General features: G+C 33.2%; 17 protein-coding genes and 1 pseudogene. 5 read left to right on the forward strand and 13 right to left on the reverse strand.

The annotated features are described in order from the left end of the window. Nucleotides 1–28: 28 nt before the first annotated feature. Entirely contained in the window at nt 29–1,777 is a 1,749-nt protein-coding gene (locus AAGE00_RS05130; RefSeq protein WP_007302710.1) for an Rne/Rng family ribonuclease, read from the reverse strand. Between the two features lie 149 nt (nt 1,778–1,926). Here AAGE00_RS05130 and rpmG point away from each other — a divergent pair, with 149 nt between their 5' ends. Beyond that, entirely contained in the window at nt 1,927–2,127 is a 201-nt protein-coding gene (gene rpmG, locus AAGE00_RS05135; protein WP_012481745.1) for a 50S ribosomal protein L33, read from the forward strand. 549 nt (nt 2,128–2,676) lie between these two features. Here the strand turns inward: rpmG and AAGE00_RS05140 are convergent. Then, nucleotides 2,677–3,552 carry a zinc ABC transporter substrate-binding protein gene (locus AAGE00_RS05140; protein ID WP_007302707.1) on the reverse strand — a complete coding sequence of 292 codons (876 nt, stop codon included), beginning with the start codon at nt 3,550–3,552 and terminating at the stop codon, nt 2,677–2,679. On the opposite strand from AAGE00_RS05140, the gene AAGE00_RS05145 reads away from it, so the two are divergent. Together AAGE00_RS05145 and ubiB are read left to right on the forward strand one after the other, a co-directional pair. After that, nucleotides 3,544–4,275 carry a metal ABC transporter ATP-binding protein gene (locus tag AAGE00_RS05145; protein ID WP_341815181.1) on the forward strand — a complete coding sequence of 244 codons (732 nt, stop codon included), beginning with the start codon at nt 3,544–3,546 and terminating at the stop codon, nt 4,273–4,275. The two genes, AAGE00_RS05140 and AAGE00_RS05145, sit on opposite strands and share 9 nt — an antisense overlap. Next, nucleotides 4,272–5,693, forward strand: a complete 1,422-nt coding sequence (gene ubiB / locus AAGE00_RS05150; protein ID WP_213863719.1) for a 2-polyprenylphenol 6-hydroxylase — start codon at nt 4,272–4,274, stop codon at nt 5,691–5,693. The genes AAGE00_RS05145 and ubiB overlap by 4 nt, the downstream gene beginning before the upstream one ends. Before the next feature lie 144 nt (nt 5,694–5,837). Here ubiB and AAGE00_RS05155 read toward each other — a convergent pair whose 3' ends face one another. After that, entirely contained in the window at nt 5,838–7,487 is a 1,650-nt protein-coding gene (locus AAGE00_RS05155) for an ankyrin repeat domain-containing protein (RefSeq protein WP_341815182.1), read from the reverse strand. 102 nt (nt 7,488–7,589) lie between these two features. Here AAGE00_RS05155 and AAGE00_RS05160 point away from each other — a divergent pair, with 102 nt between their 5' ends. Beyond that, complete coding sequence (locus tag AAGE00_RS05160; protein ID WP_341815149.1) at nt 7,590–8,549, forward strand: IS5 family transposase; 960 nt, start codon at nt 7,590–7,592, stop codon at nt 8,547–8,549. 190 nt (nt 8,550–8,739) lie between these two features. On the opposite strand, the gene trxB is transcribed toward AAGE00_RS05160, so the two are convergent. The 9 genes and pseudogenes from trxB to gap all read right to left on the reverse strand — a co-directional run bounded on the left by trxB (nt 8,740) and on the right by gap (nt 16,319). Next, a complete protein-coding gene (gene trxB / locus AAGE00_RS05165; RefSeq protein WP_213863721.1) occupies nt 8,740–9,687 on the reverse strand; it encodes a thioredoxin-disulfide reductase in 948 nt (315 codons plus the stop codon). Next, nucleotides 9,674–10,273 (reverse strand): peroxiredoxin, encoded by a 600-nt coding sequence (locus AAGE00_RS05170; RefSeq protein ID WP_007302702.1) that lies wholly within the window; start codon nt 10,271–10,273, stop codon nt 9,674–9,676. The genes trxB and AAGE00_RS05170 overlap by 14 nt, the downstream gene beginning before the upstream one ends. Nucleotides 10,274–10,430: 157 nt before the next feature. Beyond that, a complete protein-coding gene (locus AAGE00_RS05175; RefSeq protein WP_341815183.1) occupies nt 10,431–11,147 on the reverse strand; it encodes a hypothetical protein in 717 nt (238 codons plus the stop codon). A 31-nt stretch (nt 11,148–11,178) separates the two neighbouring features. Continuing rightward, nucleotides 11,179–12,138, reverse strand: a complete 960-nt coding sequence (locus tag AAGE00_RS05180; RefSeq protein WP_341815149.1) for an IS5 family transposase — start codon at nt 12,136–12,138, stop codon at nt 11,179–11,181. An 86-nt stretch (nt 12,139–12,224) separates the two neighbouring features. After that, nucleotides 12,225–12,743, reverse strand: a complete 519-nt coding sequence (locus tag AAGE00_RS05185) for a hypothetical protein (protein ID WP_341815184.1) — start codon at nt 12,741–12,743, stop codon at nt 12,225–12,227. 561 nt (nt 12,744–13,304) lie between these two features. After that, a pseudogene (locus tag AAGE00_RS07970) lies at nt 13,305–13,457 on the reverse strand (IS630 family transposase); the annotation flags it as partial. Between the two features lie 187 nt (nt 13,458–13,644). Continuing rightward, a complete protein-coding gene (locus AAGE00_RS05195; RefSeq protein ID WP_213863722.1) occupies nt 13,645–14,451 on the reverse strand; it encodes an AAA family ATPase in 807 nt (268 codons plus the stop codon). 134 nt (nt 14,452–14,585) lie between these two features. Beyond that, a complete protein-coding gene (tatC, locus tag AAGE00_RS05200; protein ID WP_007302699.1) occupies nt 14,586–15,344 on the reverse strand; it encodes a twin-arginine translocase subunit TatC in 759 nt (252 codons plus the stop codon). A 3-nt stretch (nt 15,345–15,347) separates the two neighbouring features. Further along, complete coding sequence (gene gap, locus AAGE00_RS05205; RefSeq protein WP_019236363.1) at nt 15,348–16,319, reverse strand: type I glyceraldehyde-3-phosphate dehydrogenase; 972 nt, start codon at nt 16,317–16,319, stop codon at nt 15,348–15,350. A 151-nt stretch (nt 16,320–16,470) separates the two neighbouring features. On the opposite strand from gap, the gene AAGE00_RS05210 reads away from it, so the two are divergent. Next, the gene (locus tag AAGE00_RS05210) at nt 16,471–16,830 is read left to right on the forward strand and encodes a hypothetical protein (protein ID WP_019236364.1); all 360 of its coding nucleotides are present in this window, start codon (nt 16,471–16,473) and stop codon (nt 16,828–16,830) included. A gap of 110 nt (nt 16,831–16,940) precedes the next feature. Here the strand turns inward: AAGE00_RS05210 and AAGE00_RS05215 are convergent, their stop codons facing one another. After that, on the reverse strand, nt 16,941–17,900 hold the full coding sequence (locus AAGE00_RS05215) for an IS5 family transposase (RefSeq protein WP_341815149.1): 960 nt from the start codon (nt 17,898–17,900) through the stop codon (nt 16,941–16,943). Nucleotides 17,901–17,911 lie beyond the last annotated feature (11 nt).

Here is a 17,911-nt window from a genome sequence, read left to right on the forward strand (position 1 = left end):
TATAAAACTCGTTAATTACAAGTCCCGTTTAGTTGTTAGAGCCCAAAAGGCGCGAAAGCCATTTAGTTAACCAAAAGTTGCCCGGTAGTTTACCAGCTTCTTTATCCCTGCTATTCACAATTTGACATCCAGAATTCTGCAATGGCTTATAATCATTAAAATTAATATGGTCTCCTTGCTTTAAAATAAATGTATCTGCATCTAAACTATTATCAATACTAACATTTAATGTAATATTGAACTCTTTTTCGATTGTAGAAACCATATCACGCTTATTATTAAAAATGTGCGCTATAACTGCACTGCGTGCTATTAAATCAAAGGACTTATTTTGATTTTTATTAGCAATATGTTGCAAATCCCTTAGTATCGATGCAACAACCACTTCGTTTGATTTCACTCTTCCAATACCTTTACAGTGTAAGCACTCTGTAGTATTAATTTCCTGTATATTTGGTTTAATTCTTTGTCTTGAAAAGACCATTAAACCAAAGTCATTGATAAAGCTAAATTGAACTTTAGCTTTATCATCTTTAAACGCCTGCTTGATAGCAAATTCAACATTTTTACAATACTCAAGTTTCAACATGTCAATAAAATCAACAACTATTAACCCTGATAAGCCCCTGAGATTCGCTTGCCTTGATATTTCAGATAATGCCTCCATATTAGTTCTATAAGCTGTTTCTTCTATGTTATCTTCTCCTGTCATTTTCCCTGAATTTACGTCTATTGAAACAAATGCCTCAGTTAAGGTTATCACCAAAGACCCACCAGATGGCAATTCTACTCTATTGCTATATAATTCAGAAATTTGATCTTCGACTCGATAGTAAGTAAAGATTGGAACAGAACCTCTATATAATCTAGGACGCAATTTTCCTTGTAACACATTTTTAGTGTATTTTCTTACCGCTTCACAAACTTCTCTATCAGATACTATAATTTCTGTATCATTACTACAAAAGTCACGTACAGATCTCATAACTACATCTGCTTCGTTGTAAATTAATGATGGAACATTTAAAGAAGAGAAGTTTTGCTGAATATTTTGCCATAATAAGGTCAAATTATTGTAATCTTGCTCAATTTCTTTCTTACTTTTTCCTGCACCAACAGTTCTTACTATTAAACCTGAGCCTTTTGGTAAATTTATTGAATTTAATATATCCTTTAACTGTTTTCTAACGTTGGTATCTTCAATTCTGCGAGATACTCCACCCCTACTTATGGAATTGGGCATGAAAACACAGTATCTACCGACCAAAGTTACGTATGTTGTAAATGAAGCTCCTTTATTTCCTCGTTCTTCCTTAGTTAATTGAACTAATAACTTTTGATTTACTGAAATCACATCTTGTAACTTATATTTTCTATGTAAAGGTACCCCCCTCACAAAACCACTGCTGGATTCATTACTAGCTGTAGAATCTAGGCCTTCTTCTGTGCAATTATCATTTGAACAGTCCACACCGCTCGAATAGTCTTCATCAGGGAAAATTTCCTTCTCTTTTTCTGGAATATTAAAGTAATTTAGAGATATCTCAGAAAAAGACAAAAAACCTTGCTTATTTTTTCCATACTCAATGAACACGGCCTGCAAAGCAGGCTCTATACGCTTTACATAAGCAACGTATATATTACCTCTTAATTGTTTTTTTTCCTTGAATTCTTGTTCAAACTCTACAACCCTACCATTAACTAGTAGGGCAACCCTTACCTCGTTAGAACAGGTAGTACTTTCTATCAACAATAACCTTTTGCCATCACTCACCACTTATTTACCGTCTACTTTCCATTCTGAAATGTTCTTATACTACTTAATATATTATTGATTGTCAAGAATTTTGCGACCTGCATTATTGGGTTGACTTTCAGTGTTTTGCGTTCTAAACTTGCATAGAGTTTATTATATCACTAACAATTATGGCGAAAAAAAATGCTTCTTTGCTTGTCAAGCTAGTTAGCACTGCAACTAAAACAACAAAAACTGGAGAAGAGAAACTAACAGGCTATTTTTGTGTAAAAAAACGTAATCCTAAGAACCTTCCCAAAAAGCTCGAGTTTAGGAAGTATGACCCAGTGGTCAGAAGACACGTATTATTTAAAGAAGAAAAATTAAAGTAAGTTTATTGTTATATATAGTTTATAATCAAGTTATACTCTAATAATAGAGCTCAGAGATATAATGGAAGGGAAGGTGAAACTCATAGTGTTGATCATTACACAATTAATAAACATAAAGTATAAAACACAGAAAACGCTCTAAAACCTAAAGTGTCACACGTTAGTAGGTCAAAAATCTAAGGGTTTTCCTTAGAGGGTTTATTGGACTAGATCGGATCAATATATAAACGTAAAAATAACCTGAGCTTGCCTAATATAAAAAGGTTCATGTAATTTGAATACAGAGTAAGCAGTAAAATGGCAAAATAAAATAGATAAAAAAATAGAAGTAAATGCAGACACTGATTTTTCATAAATCAAAAGGTGTGCTAAGAATTCCAGCATCACGTGTATAGCCGTGCGGACATTGTGGTAATTTGCGTAGTAGAAGGTGTCATCCCAGTACTTGATACTGGGATGATATACTTCTGGTAGATAATGTCGGTATAGTTGTGATTGGAATAGAAAGCACTAAGTTTGCAATGCTACCTGAATAGATAAAAGAACTCATTACTCAGTGAAACAAGACTTGAAATTTTGTGCAATGCTGCTGATTATATCTAGATATGCATCCTTTCCAGGCTCTACATCTGATCCAATAGGATCAAGAATCACCATTTTTACGTCACTAGAAAAGACATTAGGCTTTATGCTATCCTCTCGTGAATGAGAAACAATACATTTAACGTTTTCCTCTTTCATTACCTTTTTTAATTTCATTAAACTCTTCATACCTATGTAAGAATCTTCTTCTATAGAAAGAATGGCGCTTGGGTAACTTAAATCAAAATATTTTTCGAAATATTGATAAGCATCGTGAGTAACTATGTATTTTTGATTTTTTAACTCATCCAATTCTTTCGTAATTTTTTCTACTTCTTGGTCTATCTTTCTTATAGCCTCCTCTGCGTTAGTATTGTATCGATAGGCATTTTCTTTATCTATATTAGATAATGTTGCACTGATAGAAAGTATCATACTTTTTGCATTTTCAGGACTCAGCCAAATATGCAAATCTTTTTCATCTTGAATGTGACTAGAAAATGAATGTGTTCGAGCAGGAAGTAGATCGATTGCACTTGATAGCGGTATTAACTTCTTATTTTCTTTAGCGAAAGTTTTAATGAATGTTTCCAAAGAATCATCGATATAAAATATAATATTGCTAGATTCTAATTTACTTGCGTCTGAAGGCCTGAGCATGTAGTTATGTTCAGACACTACTTCGTACATTAGTAGTTCTGGCTTTGAAATTCCATCTGTAACAGAAGCTACAAGTGAGTGTATAGGTTTGATTGTAGCTACAATTTTTAAATTGGATGAAAAGGCACTATTGTAGTATAATGTAAATGAAAGTAATAGAAAAAAAAACAGTAAATGTCTCATATAAATGTTGAGAAGAAGTCAATTCTTGCCAAAAAATTAAGTAGTGTCAATAACTGCATTCTAAAAATAGAAAACCTTACTCTTTCATACGATAATAAAAAAGTTCTTGATAATATCAACATATCAGTACAAAGAGGAGATATAGTTACAATACTTGGTCCAAATGGCGGAGGTAAAACCTCTTTAGTGAAAGCAGTTGCTGGTATAAATAAAGGTTTTATTGGCAGTATTGTATTCGCTGACAATATAAAAATTAGCTATATGCCACAAAATTTTAGTATTGGTAATTTGATGCCAATAACAGTTGAGTCTTTCCTTTTCAATAGCTCCTCGAAGAAATTGAAGAAAAATCAACCCATTGTTACAGAAGCAATAGAATTGGTTGGTATCGGTAACATCCTAAAAAATCAAGTATTAGAAATCTCTGCAGGACAAACACAATTACTGCTGCTTGCACGCTGTTTAATTTCAGAATCTGATTTGATCATTTTAGATGAGCCAGTCAGTGCAATGGATATTAACGCACGATCTAAATTTTATGATATTATAAATAAAATCGCAAAAGAACGATCAGTGTCGATTCTCATGACTTCTCATGACCTTAACTCTGCTCTACCATCCTCAGATTACATAATTTGCATAAATAATACTATCTATTATCAAGGTAAACCTGATGAAATTATGGAGATAAATGAAATATTTGGCAGTTACGCAGCGAAATGATTCAAAATATTCTACGTCTTCTGCAAATAACTACAGTGCTAACACGTTACAATGTGTTACCTTATTTACTTCCACCATCAAAAAAATCAATAAATAAAATACAAGGTCATAAACTAAAGCGTGCTCTTGAAAGATTAGGTCCGGTGTTCATTAAATTTGGTCAATCCATTTCATCACGCACTGATATTTTAAATGAGGACATAACAAATAACTTGCTATTGATATGTGATAGATTGCCATCATTTTCGTATAAAATAGCAGTTAAAACTATAGAAAGTGAGTTTAATTGTAAATTAAGCGATATTTTTTCAAGCTTTTCTGAAAAGCCAATTGCAGCAGCATCAATTTCTCAAGTTCATAGAGCAGTTACAACTGCGGGTAAGGAAGTTGCTGTAAAGGTTTTAAGGCCAAATATTGAGAAAACATTCTCAAGGGATATAAAAATGCTTTCTTGGCTTGCAGAAATTGCAGAAAAATTTAGTGAACAATCAAAAAGGCTGAAGCCAATTGAATTAGTCAAAACTTTTGCTGAAATTTGCCGATTAGAGTTAGATCTACGTTTTGAGGCTGCCCACTCTTCGGAACTGAAGGAAAATACTAAACATGACAGAGGTTTCTACGTACCTGAAATAGATTGGAGTAGAACTTCAAAAAAGGTTTTAACATTAGAATGGATGGAAGCTATACCAATATACGAAGTTGAAAAGCTGAATAACCGAAAGCAAATAGCTATCAATCTTATAGAATCTTTTTGTAATCAGGTATATAGGGATTGTTTTTTTCATGCTGATATGCATCCTGGAAATTTAATGATCGATAGTAATAACAATATTATTGCCCTGGATTGTGGAATCATGGGTAGAATAGATCGTGAGACATGCTATTACGTTATAGAGATACTCAAAGGCTTTTTAAATAGGGATTATGATCACGTTGCAAAAATGCACTTTAGAGCCGGTTATGTTCCATCACAGCATAGAAATTTTGTTACAGCTTGCAGAGCAATAGGTGAGCCCATTGTTGGACAGCCTATACAGAAGATTTCATTTGCTCGATTACTTACTCAGCTACTAAAAATAACTGGTGATTTTGATATGAAAGTTCAAACACAATTGTTATTGCTGCAGAAAACTATGATTTTATTAGAAGGAACATGTAGGAAAGTCTATCCAGAAATCAATATGTGGAAAGTAGTTGAAACATGGATAAACAATCAACATGAAAGTAAAATAGGGTATAGGGAAAAAATTAAAAGCTCTTATCCCATAAAAGCAATTCAGGGAATATTTAGCCTTATAGAAAAATTAAACCTAATAGCTGACAAAAAATTACAGGTAAAAAATAAATCAAATGGAAAAGCCTACTTTTTACTTTGGTCTGTAATTATAATTCTCATCGTTAAACTTTTAATTTCTTGAACTAAAAGATAATAAAAGCAAGTTTACAATCAACTATTTAAGTCTTGAAACCACTCAGGTTCACATTCACTCGAATTATCAAGGTATTTTCAGGATGTACAAAAATTTTCAGAAGAGTTTAGACAAGAAGTAAAAACCTTAACTCTATCTTAAACTGATAACATTACCAAATTCAGTGCTTATCACATCACTCAGTACTGTACTTGCTTTATATGAACAGTAGCATCCAATTGTAAGGAAGACAAATGCAGCTACAGCAAGTGAAATACATATTTCTAAATTCGATATTGTTAAACATGCACCAATAGCAAACGCTCCAGATAACACAAAAGAGGCAGAGGCATAGTTACTTTGCCTTCTATTATAAATGTTTGCTTCTGAAAGTTTTCTGTTTTTGTTCTTTAAGTCTTGATTTTGAGCTTGAAGTTCTAATCTCTCTTGCCTAAAATCCCTTTTTAACTGTGAAATTTTGTTAGTGTCTCTTTCACTTACAACCCTATCCAACTCTTGCTCTTTTTTTCTAAGTTGAGTTTTTGTTCTTTCAAGCTCATCTCTAAGGTTTTTAAGTTGACTTTTTTCTCTAGTAAGTCGAGCTACTTGATCAGTGAGAGTGTGAATTCTTTCCTGATTACCCTGCCTTACTTGTCTCAACTCCTTTTCTAACTGTGAAATTTTGTCAGTGTCTCTTGTTCTTTCATCTACGGTCCTATTCAACTCTTGCTCTTTTTCTGCAAGTTGAGCCTTTGTTCTTTCAAGTTCACCTTCCAGGTTTTCAAGTCGCTGCAATTCTTGAGCAATAAACTCATCGTTTATTTCTGATTGAACATTATGTGTATTTGCTACAGGTTGCTCTGCACTTGCAGGAAATTTCTCATTGAGATAATTTTTAATAGATTCACTTGGATTATTAACATTCCCCAACACAGCGTTGACAATTGCACGATTTATGAAGCAGTGATCTTCTACTAATTCTTTTACATCACCCAAATCTTTTCTATTAATAGCATCAGTTAATCGCTCTTTCATAGCTTGTTCAATGATTTGCTTCAATCTTGAATTTTGCTCTATAGCTGGTATTGGTTTTATTTGACTAAAATCTAGCTCTTTATGTTTTAAAAGTTTAGTCAATACTTCCTCGTTATCTTCTGTTATTCCTTGTAAACATGATTTGATAATCAGGCTAAGTGGTGTTTCTATTTCTTCATTTGAATTTCTTTTCCAACAATTAGGGTTGAGTTCTTGATTTAATAGTCTTTTTGCTCGGTCAATATTTCTGTTAGAAAGAACATCTAATAATTCTTTTCCTGTTTGTGCTTTTTGTATTTCTATCGTAAGGTGCGAAAAATTTTTATCCTGTACTTGTCCAATTTTTCTAATATATTCTTCAGGAGTATGAGAGAAATTACCTTGAAAATCTATACGATGAATATTTTTAATATTCACATTCAAACCAGTATGTCTAAGTAAAATCTGTACAAAATTTCTATTTTCCATGCGCAAGGCTAGATGTAGAGCTGTATTGTTTTCTTTAGTTTCTTGAGCATTAATCTTTAAACTTTGATGTTGCAAAAGCAACGTCATCATTTTCAAGTGTGTAGGACTATCATCACCATTCATGATAATAGTCATTAATGGTGTATATCCCTTATCAAACGCATTAACATTCGCACCTTCTGCTAGAGCTCGCTCAAAATCTCCTAGATTTTCATCATCAATAGCTTTAAATAATTTTTTTGTTGATTGTCCTGAAGTTGTTTGATTTTGAGTTCGTAATCCTACATGGCTTTGTTGCATAGCTAGTGTTGGTTGAGGTTATTGTAAGAAGAAAAGCTTTTTAATATATGGCTACTAACGAATTTTGTTGTAAAATAGGCATTTTTCAAACAAGTACAACTTATGCCACAAAAAATGAGAGTAAGTAACCAAAGAGAATATAACGAGTTTCTCAAAAAAAGAGGAAATGTTTTTCATTTTGTTAATCAAGCCATAGAAAATTGGTATGAAAATAGTCCAAAAGTTGCAGGTGGCAATAACACTTATAGTGATAAAGTTGTAATTTTAATACACATAATAGTTCATCTTTTTAGAATTGGCTTGAGACAAGCTGTAGGTTTTGTAAAAGGTTATATGGTACAAATAGGCAAAAAACTTAAGATTATCAGCTATACACAAGCTTCCAGAAGATTTAAAAAGCTTAATTTGAAGATTGATGACCATAGAAGCAATAAAGATGATCTGGAAAATGTTGAAATTGCCGTAGATAGCACTAGAGTTAGTATCTACAATAATAACGGTGGGCATAGTAAGCTTAATATTCGAAAAAGAAAATACAGTGGTTATGGTCAAGTAAGAAAATTACATGTTGTTTTAAACATAAATGATAAGAAAGCAATAAGCATGAACTACACTAGTGGTGTTGCTGTAGACTATTTGCCGGTCTGCGATATGTTAGAAGAAGTCAGTGATAAATATAACATTTGTTCTATTCGAGCAGATGCGGCTTATGATATAAAAAGTGTGTATAAAGAATGCAGAAAATACAATATTGTGCCTATTATTCGCCCTAGGAAGGATACTAAAATTTGTTTAGCTGACTACTTATCAGAAAGAAACAAGTATATTAGTAGAATTAGGTCATATGAGAATTATGAAGATGGTATTAATGAATGGAAGAAAAAAGTTAAGTATGGAGCACGGTCTTATATTGAAGTCTTTTTCTATAGGTTGAAGCAAATATTTGGGTTTGGCTTGAAAAATAAATCAGAGGTAAATCGTGAAAAAGAGCTGTTAATTAAGTGCTACTTATTGAACAAATTTACTGATATAGGTATGGCTGAATTTAAATTAGCTGCGTAAATTCACTGTGATTTACATGCCTATCAGTGCTATGCAACAAAGCCATCCTACATCACTAACAACCCTTCTTCTAAAATCTACATTACTTCCCGAAAGCATACTAAATTCTCCTCAACCTATAATTTATTAACATAATTATAAAAAAAACAAAGAAAATTGCAAGTAATTTAGTTAAAAATTTTAGAACTAATTATGATTCCAAAAATTTTTCTGCATCAAGTGCAGCCATGCACCCTGTACCTGCTGCAACTACTGCCTGGCGATATACCTTATCTTGAACATCGCCAGCGGCAAACACCCCTGCCCTACTGGTTAGAGTTGTTCCAGGTTTCGTAATTATATAACCTTGCTGATCCATTTCAACAAAGCCCTTAAAAATACCTGTATTTGGCGCATGCCCAATTGCAATGAACACTCCATCCACTTTTAATTCCTGAACTGTATTGGTTTTCGTCGATTTAATTGTAATGCCAGTAACTTTTTTTGGATTTTCTTCTCCAAGAACCTGTTCTACGGTATGATTCCATATTACCTTTATCTTATCATTTTTAAAGAGCCTGTCTTGCATTACTTTCTCTGCTCTTAAGTTATCACGCCTGTGTATCAGTATAACTTCCTTAGCAAATCGAGTTAAAAATATTGCTTCTTCAACAGCAGTATTTCCACCACCAACCACAGCTACAACTTTATTTCTAAAAAATGCACCATCACAAGTTGCGCATGCCGAAACTCCGTAACCTTGAAATTTCTTTTCACTCTCCAGGCCAAGCCACTTCGCTTGCGCACCAGCTGCGATTATAATTGCATTCGAATAGTAGTCACTAGCATTACCACAAGATCTAAATCTATACTCATTAGAATCCTCAAGTTGTTCTACACTTTTTATCTCATCGTCTATTATTCTTGCTCCCGCCTTCTCTGCATGCAACCTCTTTTGTTCCATGAGTTCTGGACCTTGTATAGAAATAAAACCTGGATAGTTTTCAACATCCGTAGTAATTGTAAGCTGACCACCAGGTTGCATTCCTGTTACTACAATTGGCTCTAAATTTGCACGTGCTGCATATATAGCAGCAGCATAACCCGCTGCTCCAGATCCAATAATAAGAACTTTTGTACTCAATTTATAATTCTGCACTGTGTGAGTTTAGATAATCAGCCACTCCTTCATCGCTTGCCTGCATCGCAGGCTTGCCTTTTTTCCACCCTGCTGGACATACTTCACCATGCTCTTCATTATGTTTTATTGCATCAATGATTCTAATGAATTCATCGATATTACGCCCTAAAGGAAAATCATTTATCGATTGATGACGTACAACAAATTTATCATCAATAACAAAAGTTGCTCTTAGTGCAATTGAGTCATCATATAAGACCCCATAGTCTCTTGATATAGACTTTTTGATATCAGACACTAAATTGTAGCTAACCTCTCCAATACCACCATCATTAACTGGAGTGTTTCGCCATTTATAGTGTGAAAATTTTGAATCTATACTTATTCCTATCACTTCAACATCACGTTTTGAAAAATCTTCTATTTTGTTGCTAAATGATATCAACTCAGTTGGACAGACAAAAGTAAAATCAAGTGGATAGAAAAAAAGGACAGCATACTTATCCTTTATATGTTTACTTAAACAGAAATCATCAACTATTTTTCCACTAGCAAGAACAGCCGAAGCAGTAAAATCGATAGCGGATTTTGTTACAAGATTCATAACTAACCTATTCATTCTTAATATTTATAATTTTATACCTTGATACATTTACATGCAAGTTTTCTTTAGCCCCAATCTTATAAAAACTTCCTCTTATGGCTGTGAAAATGTTATGATAAGAGCTAATTTTCATGAGTAGGGAAATACCCAAATATTACTATCTTTCACCTTTTCTCCCTTCAAATTTTTTAACCATTTCTTTTACACTTACATTCGTGGAAGGTAAATTTTTGCTGGCAAGATGGTTGATCGAAGATTTTTTATTCCCTACTGGAAATGAACGAGATTGTTTTCTCTTCACACTGATATCCGTTTGTGTTACTGAAGCAGTTTTGTTTTCAGCAGGCAACACGTTCTTTACTTGATTTCGCTCAAATCTTTCTTTTAATGCCTTTACTTTACTACTCTCGCGAGTCACTTCTTTTTTCATAGCAACTACTAGTACTTTTGGTCCATCAGCTTTTTTTGCTGATTCTTTACCATCTTGATTTTCAGATTTTAGTGGTAGTGTAGGGTTACTCTCAGCTGATTTTTCCACTACTATTTTTTGCTCTGTGCTTACTTTTTCGCCTAAATCTTTAGGCTTTGGTGGTACTGCAGGTTTATCTTTTTTCGGTTCTTGTCTAATTTTTTGATTGATAGTAAACATTTTCTCTGGTACTGGTGGTACTCTTGGTGGTTTTGGTGGTGCAAGAGATTGAAGTTGTTGTTTCTTCCTATTTTCTCTTTTTGCTTCTATATGTTCTTTAGGAATTGTTGCATAAATCGGCTCCTCTTTAATTGATTGTAGATTACGCAAATCTTTTGTTAAAGATTTGCTCTTTTCCTCTTGATAATTTGATATTTCTTCATACTCAGGATGGCTTTGTTGCATAGCACTGATAGGCATGTAAATCACAGTGAATTTACGCAGCTAATTTAAATTCAGCCATACCTATATCAGTAAATTTGTTCAATAAGTAGCACTTAATTAACAGCTCTTTTTCACGATTTACCTCTGATTTATTTTTCAAGCCAAACCCAAATATTTGCTTCAACCTATAGAAAAAGACTTCAATATAAGACCGTGCTCCATACTTAACTTTTTTCTTCCATTCATTAATACCATCTTCATAATTCTCATATGACCTAATTCTACTAATATACTTGTTTCTTTCTGATAAGTAGTCAGCTAAACAAATTTTAGTATCCTTCCTAGGGCGAATAATAGGCACAATATTGTATTTTCTGCATTCTTTATACACACTTTTTATATCATAAGCCGCATCTGCTCGAATAGAACAAATGTTATATTTATCACTGACTTCTTCTAACATATCGCAGACCGGCAAATAGTCTACAGCAACACCACTAGTGTAGTTCATGCTTATTGCTTTCTTATCATTTATGTTTAAAACAACATGTAATTTTCTTACTTGACCATAACCACTGTATTTTCTTTTTCGAATATTAAGCTTACTATGCCCACCGTTATTATTGTAGATACTAACTCTAGTGCTATCTACGGCAATTTCAACATTTTCCAGATCATCTTTATTGCTTCTATGGTCATCAATCTTCAAATTAAGCTTTTTAAATCTTCTGGAAGCTTGTGTATAGCTGATAATCTTAAGTTTTTTGCCTATTTGTACCATATAACCTTTTACAAAACCTACAGCTTGTCTCAAGCCAATTCTAAAAAGATGAACTATTATGTGTATTAAAATTACAACTTTATCACTATAAGTGTTATTGCCACCTGCAACTTTTGGACTATTTTCATACCAATTTTCTATGGCTTGATTAACAAAATGAAAAACATTTCCTCTTTTTTTGAGAAACTCGTTATATTCTCTTTGGTTACTTACTCTCATTTTTTGTGGCATAAGTTGTACTTGTTTGAAAAATGCCTATTTTACAACAAAATTCGTTAGTAGCCATATATTAAAAAGCTTTTCTTCTTACAATAACCTCAACCAACACTAGCTATGCAACAAAGCCACTCAGGATCTTCGTTTAATGAACCTCCATAACCTGAATCTTCTCGCTCATATAAGAGATTTTTCTTTTGCTGTCTATTTTCTAAATTTATTCCATATGACCTATATTTATCTTGACTTCTTTCTATTCGCTCTAAATCTGAAATTTTTTGAATAACATCTGTATATTCGATTGCTGTTCTAGCAGTTGAAGGAGGCAATTTATCTTTTATAAAATTACTTATATTCCTAATCGAAACATCTCTTCCTAATATTCTATTGAATATCCTAAGAATTAATGGCTTTTTATTTGCCTTCTTTACACAATTATTCAAGTCATCACGTATAACAAGTTTAGCTACATCTTCTGCCTTATCTGTAAAACCCTCTAAAGCATGAGATAAATCTGTTACTGTTTTACCATATTGTTTCTCTGAATTCCCTAGCTTTATAGCTTTGATCAGAGAATCGAGATTTTTTTTATAATCCTCACTTTTAAATGGATCATTCATACTAATTGTAATATTTTATTGAAATATAGATCTAAAATATTAAGATCTAGTGAATATTACTTTTTTAGTTCATATATAGCTATAGTTATACGGCGATAATGCGTAGCAGAATAACGATTTCGTCATTCTAGTATCTGCTTTTACCCCTTATCTAGGTGTGTAAAAGTGAAATCTAGTTTCGCTATATAACACAGTCTCATACAAGTAGCTTCTCGATTGAGAGTTGTCTTCTGCATTGAGCTCAACATTATTTACTACTTTTTCAGTAATAATTTCGGCAAACTCAGGAGAAAGTTCTTTTGCAGAAAATGCAGCATGTACATCATTTTTAACAAAGAAACACGTAGCAAGTGCAAATACTGCTGTTGGTACATAGCACCAATATACTAAAAAAAGTTGTAGAAGCTACTAAAGTAAATATTGCTTGAAGCATAATATACTGTTTATCAATGCCAACATATTCAGCCATCAATTTTCTAACTTTGTTATTGCTGCCATATGGCAAAAAATATCTTAATAAAAGCTGTTACACTATTACTAGCAAGATATCAATCACGCTCTATTGGATCTACATTTTGATTTAAAATCGCCTATTTTCTTGCACCTTTTTGCCATTCATAGAATGTTAACTTTAAACCTCTTGGCTACAAATGCTCTACTTTCCCCTACATCCAATGCTTTTTTCCTTAAATCATAACTATATGCTGCTGGCATTCACATCTCCTCACTACTTTACCTATTCCATCATGTTCCGACTATTAGGAAAAGAGCTATAATTTTCAACACTAACAAAACTACTTCCTAATCTTTTACACAGCAACCTATCGAACCTCCAACTTCAGAAAAATAGTTGAAAGACAATCAAGGAAACAAACCTCTCTTCTTCATTTTGATTGGTTTCTTATTTCTCTAAAGTTTTAATGTATTCCGTTAAAGCCCTGAATCCAATGTTAGAAACTGTATCTTTTGTTATAAAGGCTATTTCCCTCAATTTTTGATGTAAACTAGGTGGCAACCTTAACACTGACTGTGCTGGCTCTGATTTTCTAACAGTAGATAAGGCTTCCTCATAAACAGATTCAATTTCCCTAATTGCTTTTAAGTCTGCTGATTCAACAATTGCCATACCTTCGCCATAGGCATCTTCAATTGCAATTCGCTGACTCAAAAAACTATCGAACCTTGTTAAGTTGTCAAAACAGCTTAAAAAAGCATCACATTTCTCAATTCCTTTTTTGGTTACAACTGGATTAGTATTCATTTGATTAAGTAGGATTCTTGCTTGAAAGTTTTTGTTACAACTTTGAGCACCGTTAACTAAGTTGCTCAGAGTGTTAAACGTCAACATATCAGCTGCAGATGGAAGAATCGGAAATATAGCTAGATTAGCTAATGATAAGGCAGCCCTTAAAGTTTCATCTACTCTTCTTGCGTCAACAATAATATCTTGATATTTGGACTGTAAAGCTTGTAGCTCATTTCTGATTACTACACCAATGTTAATTTGGCCTAACACCTTGTGAATACTGTTAATTTTCGGTAAACTTTTGTCCTTGTCTCGCTGGGATGCCCACAAGGTAGCTAGCATTAATGGGTCAAGATCATAGAGAAGGACATTTCTACCTTCCCTAGCACGCATCACCGCTATATTTGTGGCTATGGTCGTTTTACCAGTACCACCTTTTTGACCACCAACAACTATTATCATAACACACCTCGTAATATTTTAATTCACTTGGCGTCTACTAAAAAATCAATAAGGGCAGTTTACATAATCCCATTTCAATGTTCAAGAAAAAGTGCTCTGGTGCTCATTCTTTGTTTATAAATAATATTCTTGATTCAATCCTTTGCTTTCTTCTCAATATATCTACATATCAGAATAGACAGCTCATATAATACCAACATTGGAATTGCAAGCCCTACTTGGCTTAGTACATCAGGTGGAGTTAAGATTGCAGCAATAATGAAAATTACCACTATCGCAATTCTCCGTTTATTTGACAAACTTTGTGCAGTGATTAGCCCTACTCTCACCATTAAGGTTAGTATGACTGGAATTTGAAATGCAGTACCAAAAGCGAACGCGAATTGAAGAACAAGGTCTAAATATTCACTAACTGATGGCATAAACTCTATTGGTATACCGAAAGATTTACCGCTATGTTCAAAAGCAATAAAAAATTTCCAGGCTAAGGGAAATATGTAGTAGTAAACTACAGCGGCTCCCGTTACAAACAAAACCGGTGTTGCAATTAAGTATGGCAATAACACCGCCCTTTCTCTTTTATATAAGCCAGGTGCTAGAAACATATAGAATTGCCATGCAAACACAGGAAAAGAAAACAACAGTGCACTCATTATTGCAACCCTGAGATATACAAAAAACGCTTCTGTTAAGTCTGTATAGATTAGAGAAAAATCATTGCTATCTTTTGTAACTTCTATTAAAGGTGCAAGTAAAAAGCGGTATATATTTTCTTTAAAGTAGTAACAAAACCCGAAGGTAACACAAAAAAATAGAAAGCAAAAAATAACCCTTTTTCTAAGTTCCGCAAAGTGCTCATAAAATGAAGCATATTTTTGTGAGTTTTCGTTCATACTTTACAATAAAGCTATATCTAACATTCTCAGTGAAAAAGCCCATTCATTATCGTACCACGCTGCAACTCTACAGATATCACCTGTGACATATGTACCAGCTAAATCCACAATTGCACTATAAGGGTTATGGACAAAGTCTATTGAAACTAAAGGCTCGTTACATACGGAAAGCACATGATTTGCTGAATTCTTAAACATTTCATTTATTTCTCCAGCTGTTACCTTCTTATCAGTCGTAAATTTAAAATCAACCATAGAAACGTTGCTAACCGGAACTCTAATAGCAGTACCATCTAGCTTACCCTTTAACTGAGGAATGACAGAACCAATTGTTTTTGCTGCTCCAGTTGTAGTTGGCACCATAGAAAGGCCACAAGCTCTTGCCCTACGTAAGTCTCTATGGTTGCCATCAAGAATATTTTGATCATTCGTATAGGCATGTATAGTGGTCATAAAACCGCTTTTTATACCTAAATTGGAGTGTAAAACGTGTACAATCGGAGCCAGACAGTTTGTAGTACAAGAACCTGCTGAGATCACTTTATGCTCCTTTTTTAGCATATCGTTATTTACGCCGTAAACTACAGTTACATCAGCATCTGAAACTGGAGCAGAGACAATTACTCTCTCTGCATTATGCTTTGCTGCTTCCGCACGCTTGTTGAATGCACCAGTGCATTCAAGCACTACATCAACATTCCAAGGAATATTTTCAGGGCTACGTTCTCTATATAAAGAAAATTTCCTGCCATTTATAGATAGCCAATTTTCAGACTCGTTAAAATCAATATCGCCGTTAAATTTGCCATGAACAGAGTCATATTTAATCAAATGTGCATGCTGCTCAGCACTGAGCGACCCATTTACCGCCACAACTTCTATTTGCTCGCTATAGTTTTCTACTTCAAAAATAGCACGCAATACACTTCTGCCTATTCTACCAAGACCATTAATTCCTACACGAATTGTCATTTTTCCATCTTAAAAGTTTAATTATACGGAATATTGCCTGATATTTCATTCTATTCTTTTAGTTGTTAATCCTAATGTTATAATATATTGATTGACTAAAGAAACTGTATCACTTAATTAATAATGTCTAAATTTTAACTTGGAGTAGGTTATGCATGGATTACCAATGACAAATTCAGATAATCAGTATCAGCAAAGAAAAATAGAAGCATTGCAAAAAGAAAATAAAGGACTGTCAGAAAAAGTGAAAACACTACAGAAAATGTCAGTGCTGCAAAATGAAATGCTAGTAATGCTACAGTGGAAATCAATAACAGAGAAACTGCGCACAGAAATATTAAAAAAACTGCTAGAAGCACCTCAAGAAGCAGCAGCATTTCAATTAGAAGAAAGAGATGAAGATCAGCAAGTAATAGAAGACATACTGGATATGCAAGAAGAATTTGAATCTTTACAAAATTTGGAAAGTACTACTATTGAACAAACAAATATTCAAGGACAGAGCATATAAACTTGTAATAGTTTTAAACTATTACATATAACTTTCTCTACTTCCTTCTTTATCGTTATCCAGTGTGGCTTTGTTGCATAGCACTGATAGGCATGTAAATCACAGTGAATTTACGCAGCTAATTTAAATTCAGCCATACCTATATCAGTAAATTTGTTCAATAAGTAGCACTTAATTAACAGCTCTTTTTCACGATTTACCTCTGATTTATTTTTCAAGCCAAACCCAAATATTTGCTTCAACCTATAGAAAAAGACTTCAATATAAGACCGTGCTCCATACTTAACTTTTTTCTTCCATTCATTAATACCATCTTCATAATTCTCATATGACCTAATTCTACTAATATACTTGTTTCTTTCTGATAAGTAGTCAGCTAAACAAATTTTAGTATCCTTCCTAGGGCGAATAATAGGCACAATATTGTATTTTCTGCATTCTTTATACACACTTTTTATATCATAAGCCGCATCTGCTCGAATAGAACAAATGTTATATTTATCACTGACTTCTTCTAACATATCGCAGACCGGCAAATAGTCTACAGCAACACCACTAGTGTAGTTCATGCTTATTGCTTTCTTATCATTTATGTTTAAAACAACATGTAATTTTCTTACTTGACCATAACCACTGTATTTTCTTTTTCGAATATTAAGCTTACTATGCCCACCGTTATTATTGTAGATACTAACTCTAGTGCTATCTACGGCAATTTCAACATTTTCCAGATCATCTTTATTGCTTCTATGGTCATCAATCTTCAAATTAAGCTTTTTAAATCTTCTGGAAGCTTGTGTATAGCTGATAATCTTAAGTTTTTTGCCTATTTGTACCATATAACCTTTTACAAAACCTACAGCTTGTCTCAAGCCAATTCTAAAAAGATGAACTATTATGTGTATTAAAATTACAACTTTATCACTATAAGTGTTATTGCCACCTGCAACTTTTGGACTATTTTCATACCAATTTTCTATGGCTTGATTAACAAAATGAAAAACATTTCCTCTTTTTTTGAGAAACTCGTTATATTCTCTTTGGTTACTTACTCTCATTTTTTGTGGCATAAGTTGTACTT

The organism is Wolbachia endosymbiont (group B) of Aricia artaxerxes, assembly GCF_964026975.1.
In the GTDB taxonomy this organism is placed as follows: domain Bacteria; phylum Pseudomonadota; class Alphaproteobacteria; order Rickettsiales; family Anaplasmataceae; genus Wolbachia.

Coding starts and splice junctions, on each gene's coding strand:
- tatC (WP_007302699.1), bottom strand. CDS start 15,344: ATGAACGAAAACTCACAAAAATATGCTTCATTTTATGAGCACTTTGCG.
- AAGE00_RS05180 (WP_341815149.1), bottom strand. CDS start 12,138: ATGCCACAAAAAATGAGAGTAAGTAACCAAAGAGAATATAACGAGTTT.
- AAGE00_RS05215 (WP_341815149.1), bottom strand. CDS start 17,900: ATGCCACAAAAAATGAGAGTAAGTAACCAAAGAGAATATAACGAGTTT.
- AAGE00_RS05210 (WP_019236364.1), top strand. CDS start 16,471: ATGCATGGATTACCAATGACAAATTCAGATAATCAGTATCAGCAAAGA.
- AAGE00_RS05170 (WP_007302702.1), bottom strand. CDS start 10,273: ATGAATCTTGTAACAAAATCCGCTATCGATTTTACTGCTTCGGCTGTT.
- AAGE00_RS05140 (WP_007302707.1), bottom strand. CDS start 3,552: ATGAGACATTTACTGTTTTTTTTTCTATTACTTTCATTTACATTATAC.
- gap (WP_019236363.1), bottom strand. CDS start 16,319: ATGACAATTCGTGTAGGAATTAATGGTCTTGGTAGAATAGGCAGAAGT.
- AAGE00_RS05160 (WP_341815149.1), top strand. CDS start 7,590: ATGCCACAAAAAATGAGAGTAAGTAACCAAAGAGAATATAACGAGTTT.
- rpmG (WP_012481745.1), top strand. CDS start 1,927: ATGGCGAAAAAAAATGCTTCTTTGCTTGTCAAGCTAGTTAGCACTGCA.
- AAGE00_RS05155 (WP_341815182.1), bottom strand. CDS start 7,487: ATGCAACAAAGCCATGTAGGATTACGAACTCAAAATCAAACAACTTCA.
- ubiB (WP_213863719.1), top strand. CDS start 4,272: ATGATTCAAAATATTCTACGTCTTCTGCAAATAACTACAGTGCTAACA.
- AAGE00_RS05175 (WP_341815183.1), bottom strand. CDS start 11,147: ATGCAACAAAGCCATCCTGAGTATGAAGAAATATCAAATTATCAAGAG.
- AAGE00_RS05185 (WP_341815184.1), bottom strand. CDS start 12,743: ATGAATGATCCATTTAAAAGTGAGGATTATAAAAAAAATCTCGATTCT.
- AAGE00_RS05195 (WP_213863722.1), bottom strand. CDS start 14,451: ATGATAATAGTTGTTGGTGGTCAAAAAGGTGGTACTGGTAAAACGACC.
- AAGE00_RS05145 (WP_341815181.1), top strand. CDS start 3,544: ATGTCTCATATAAATGTTGAGAAGAAGTCAATTCTTGCCAAAAAATTA.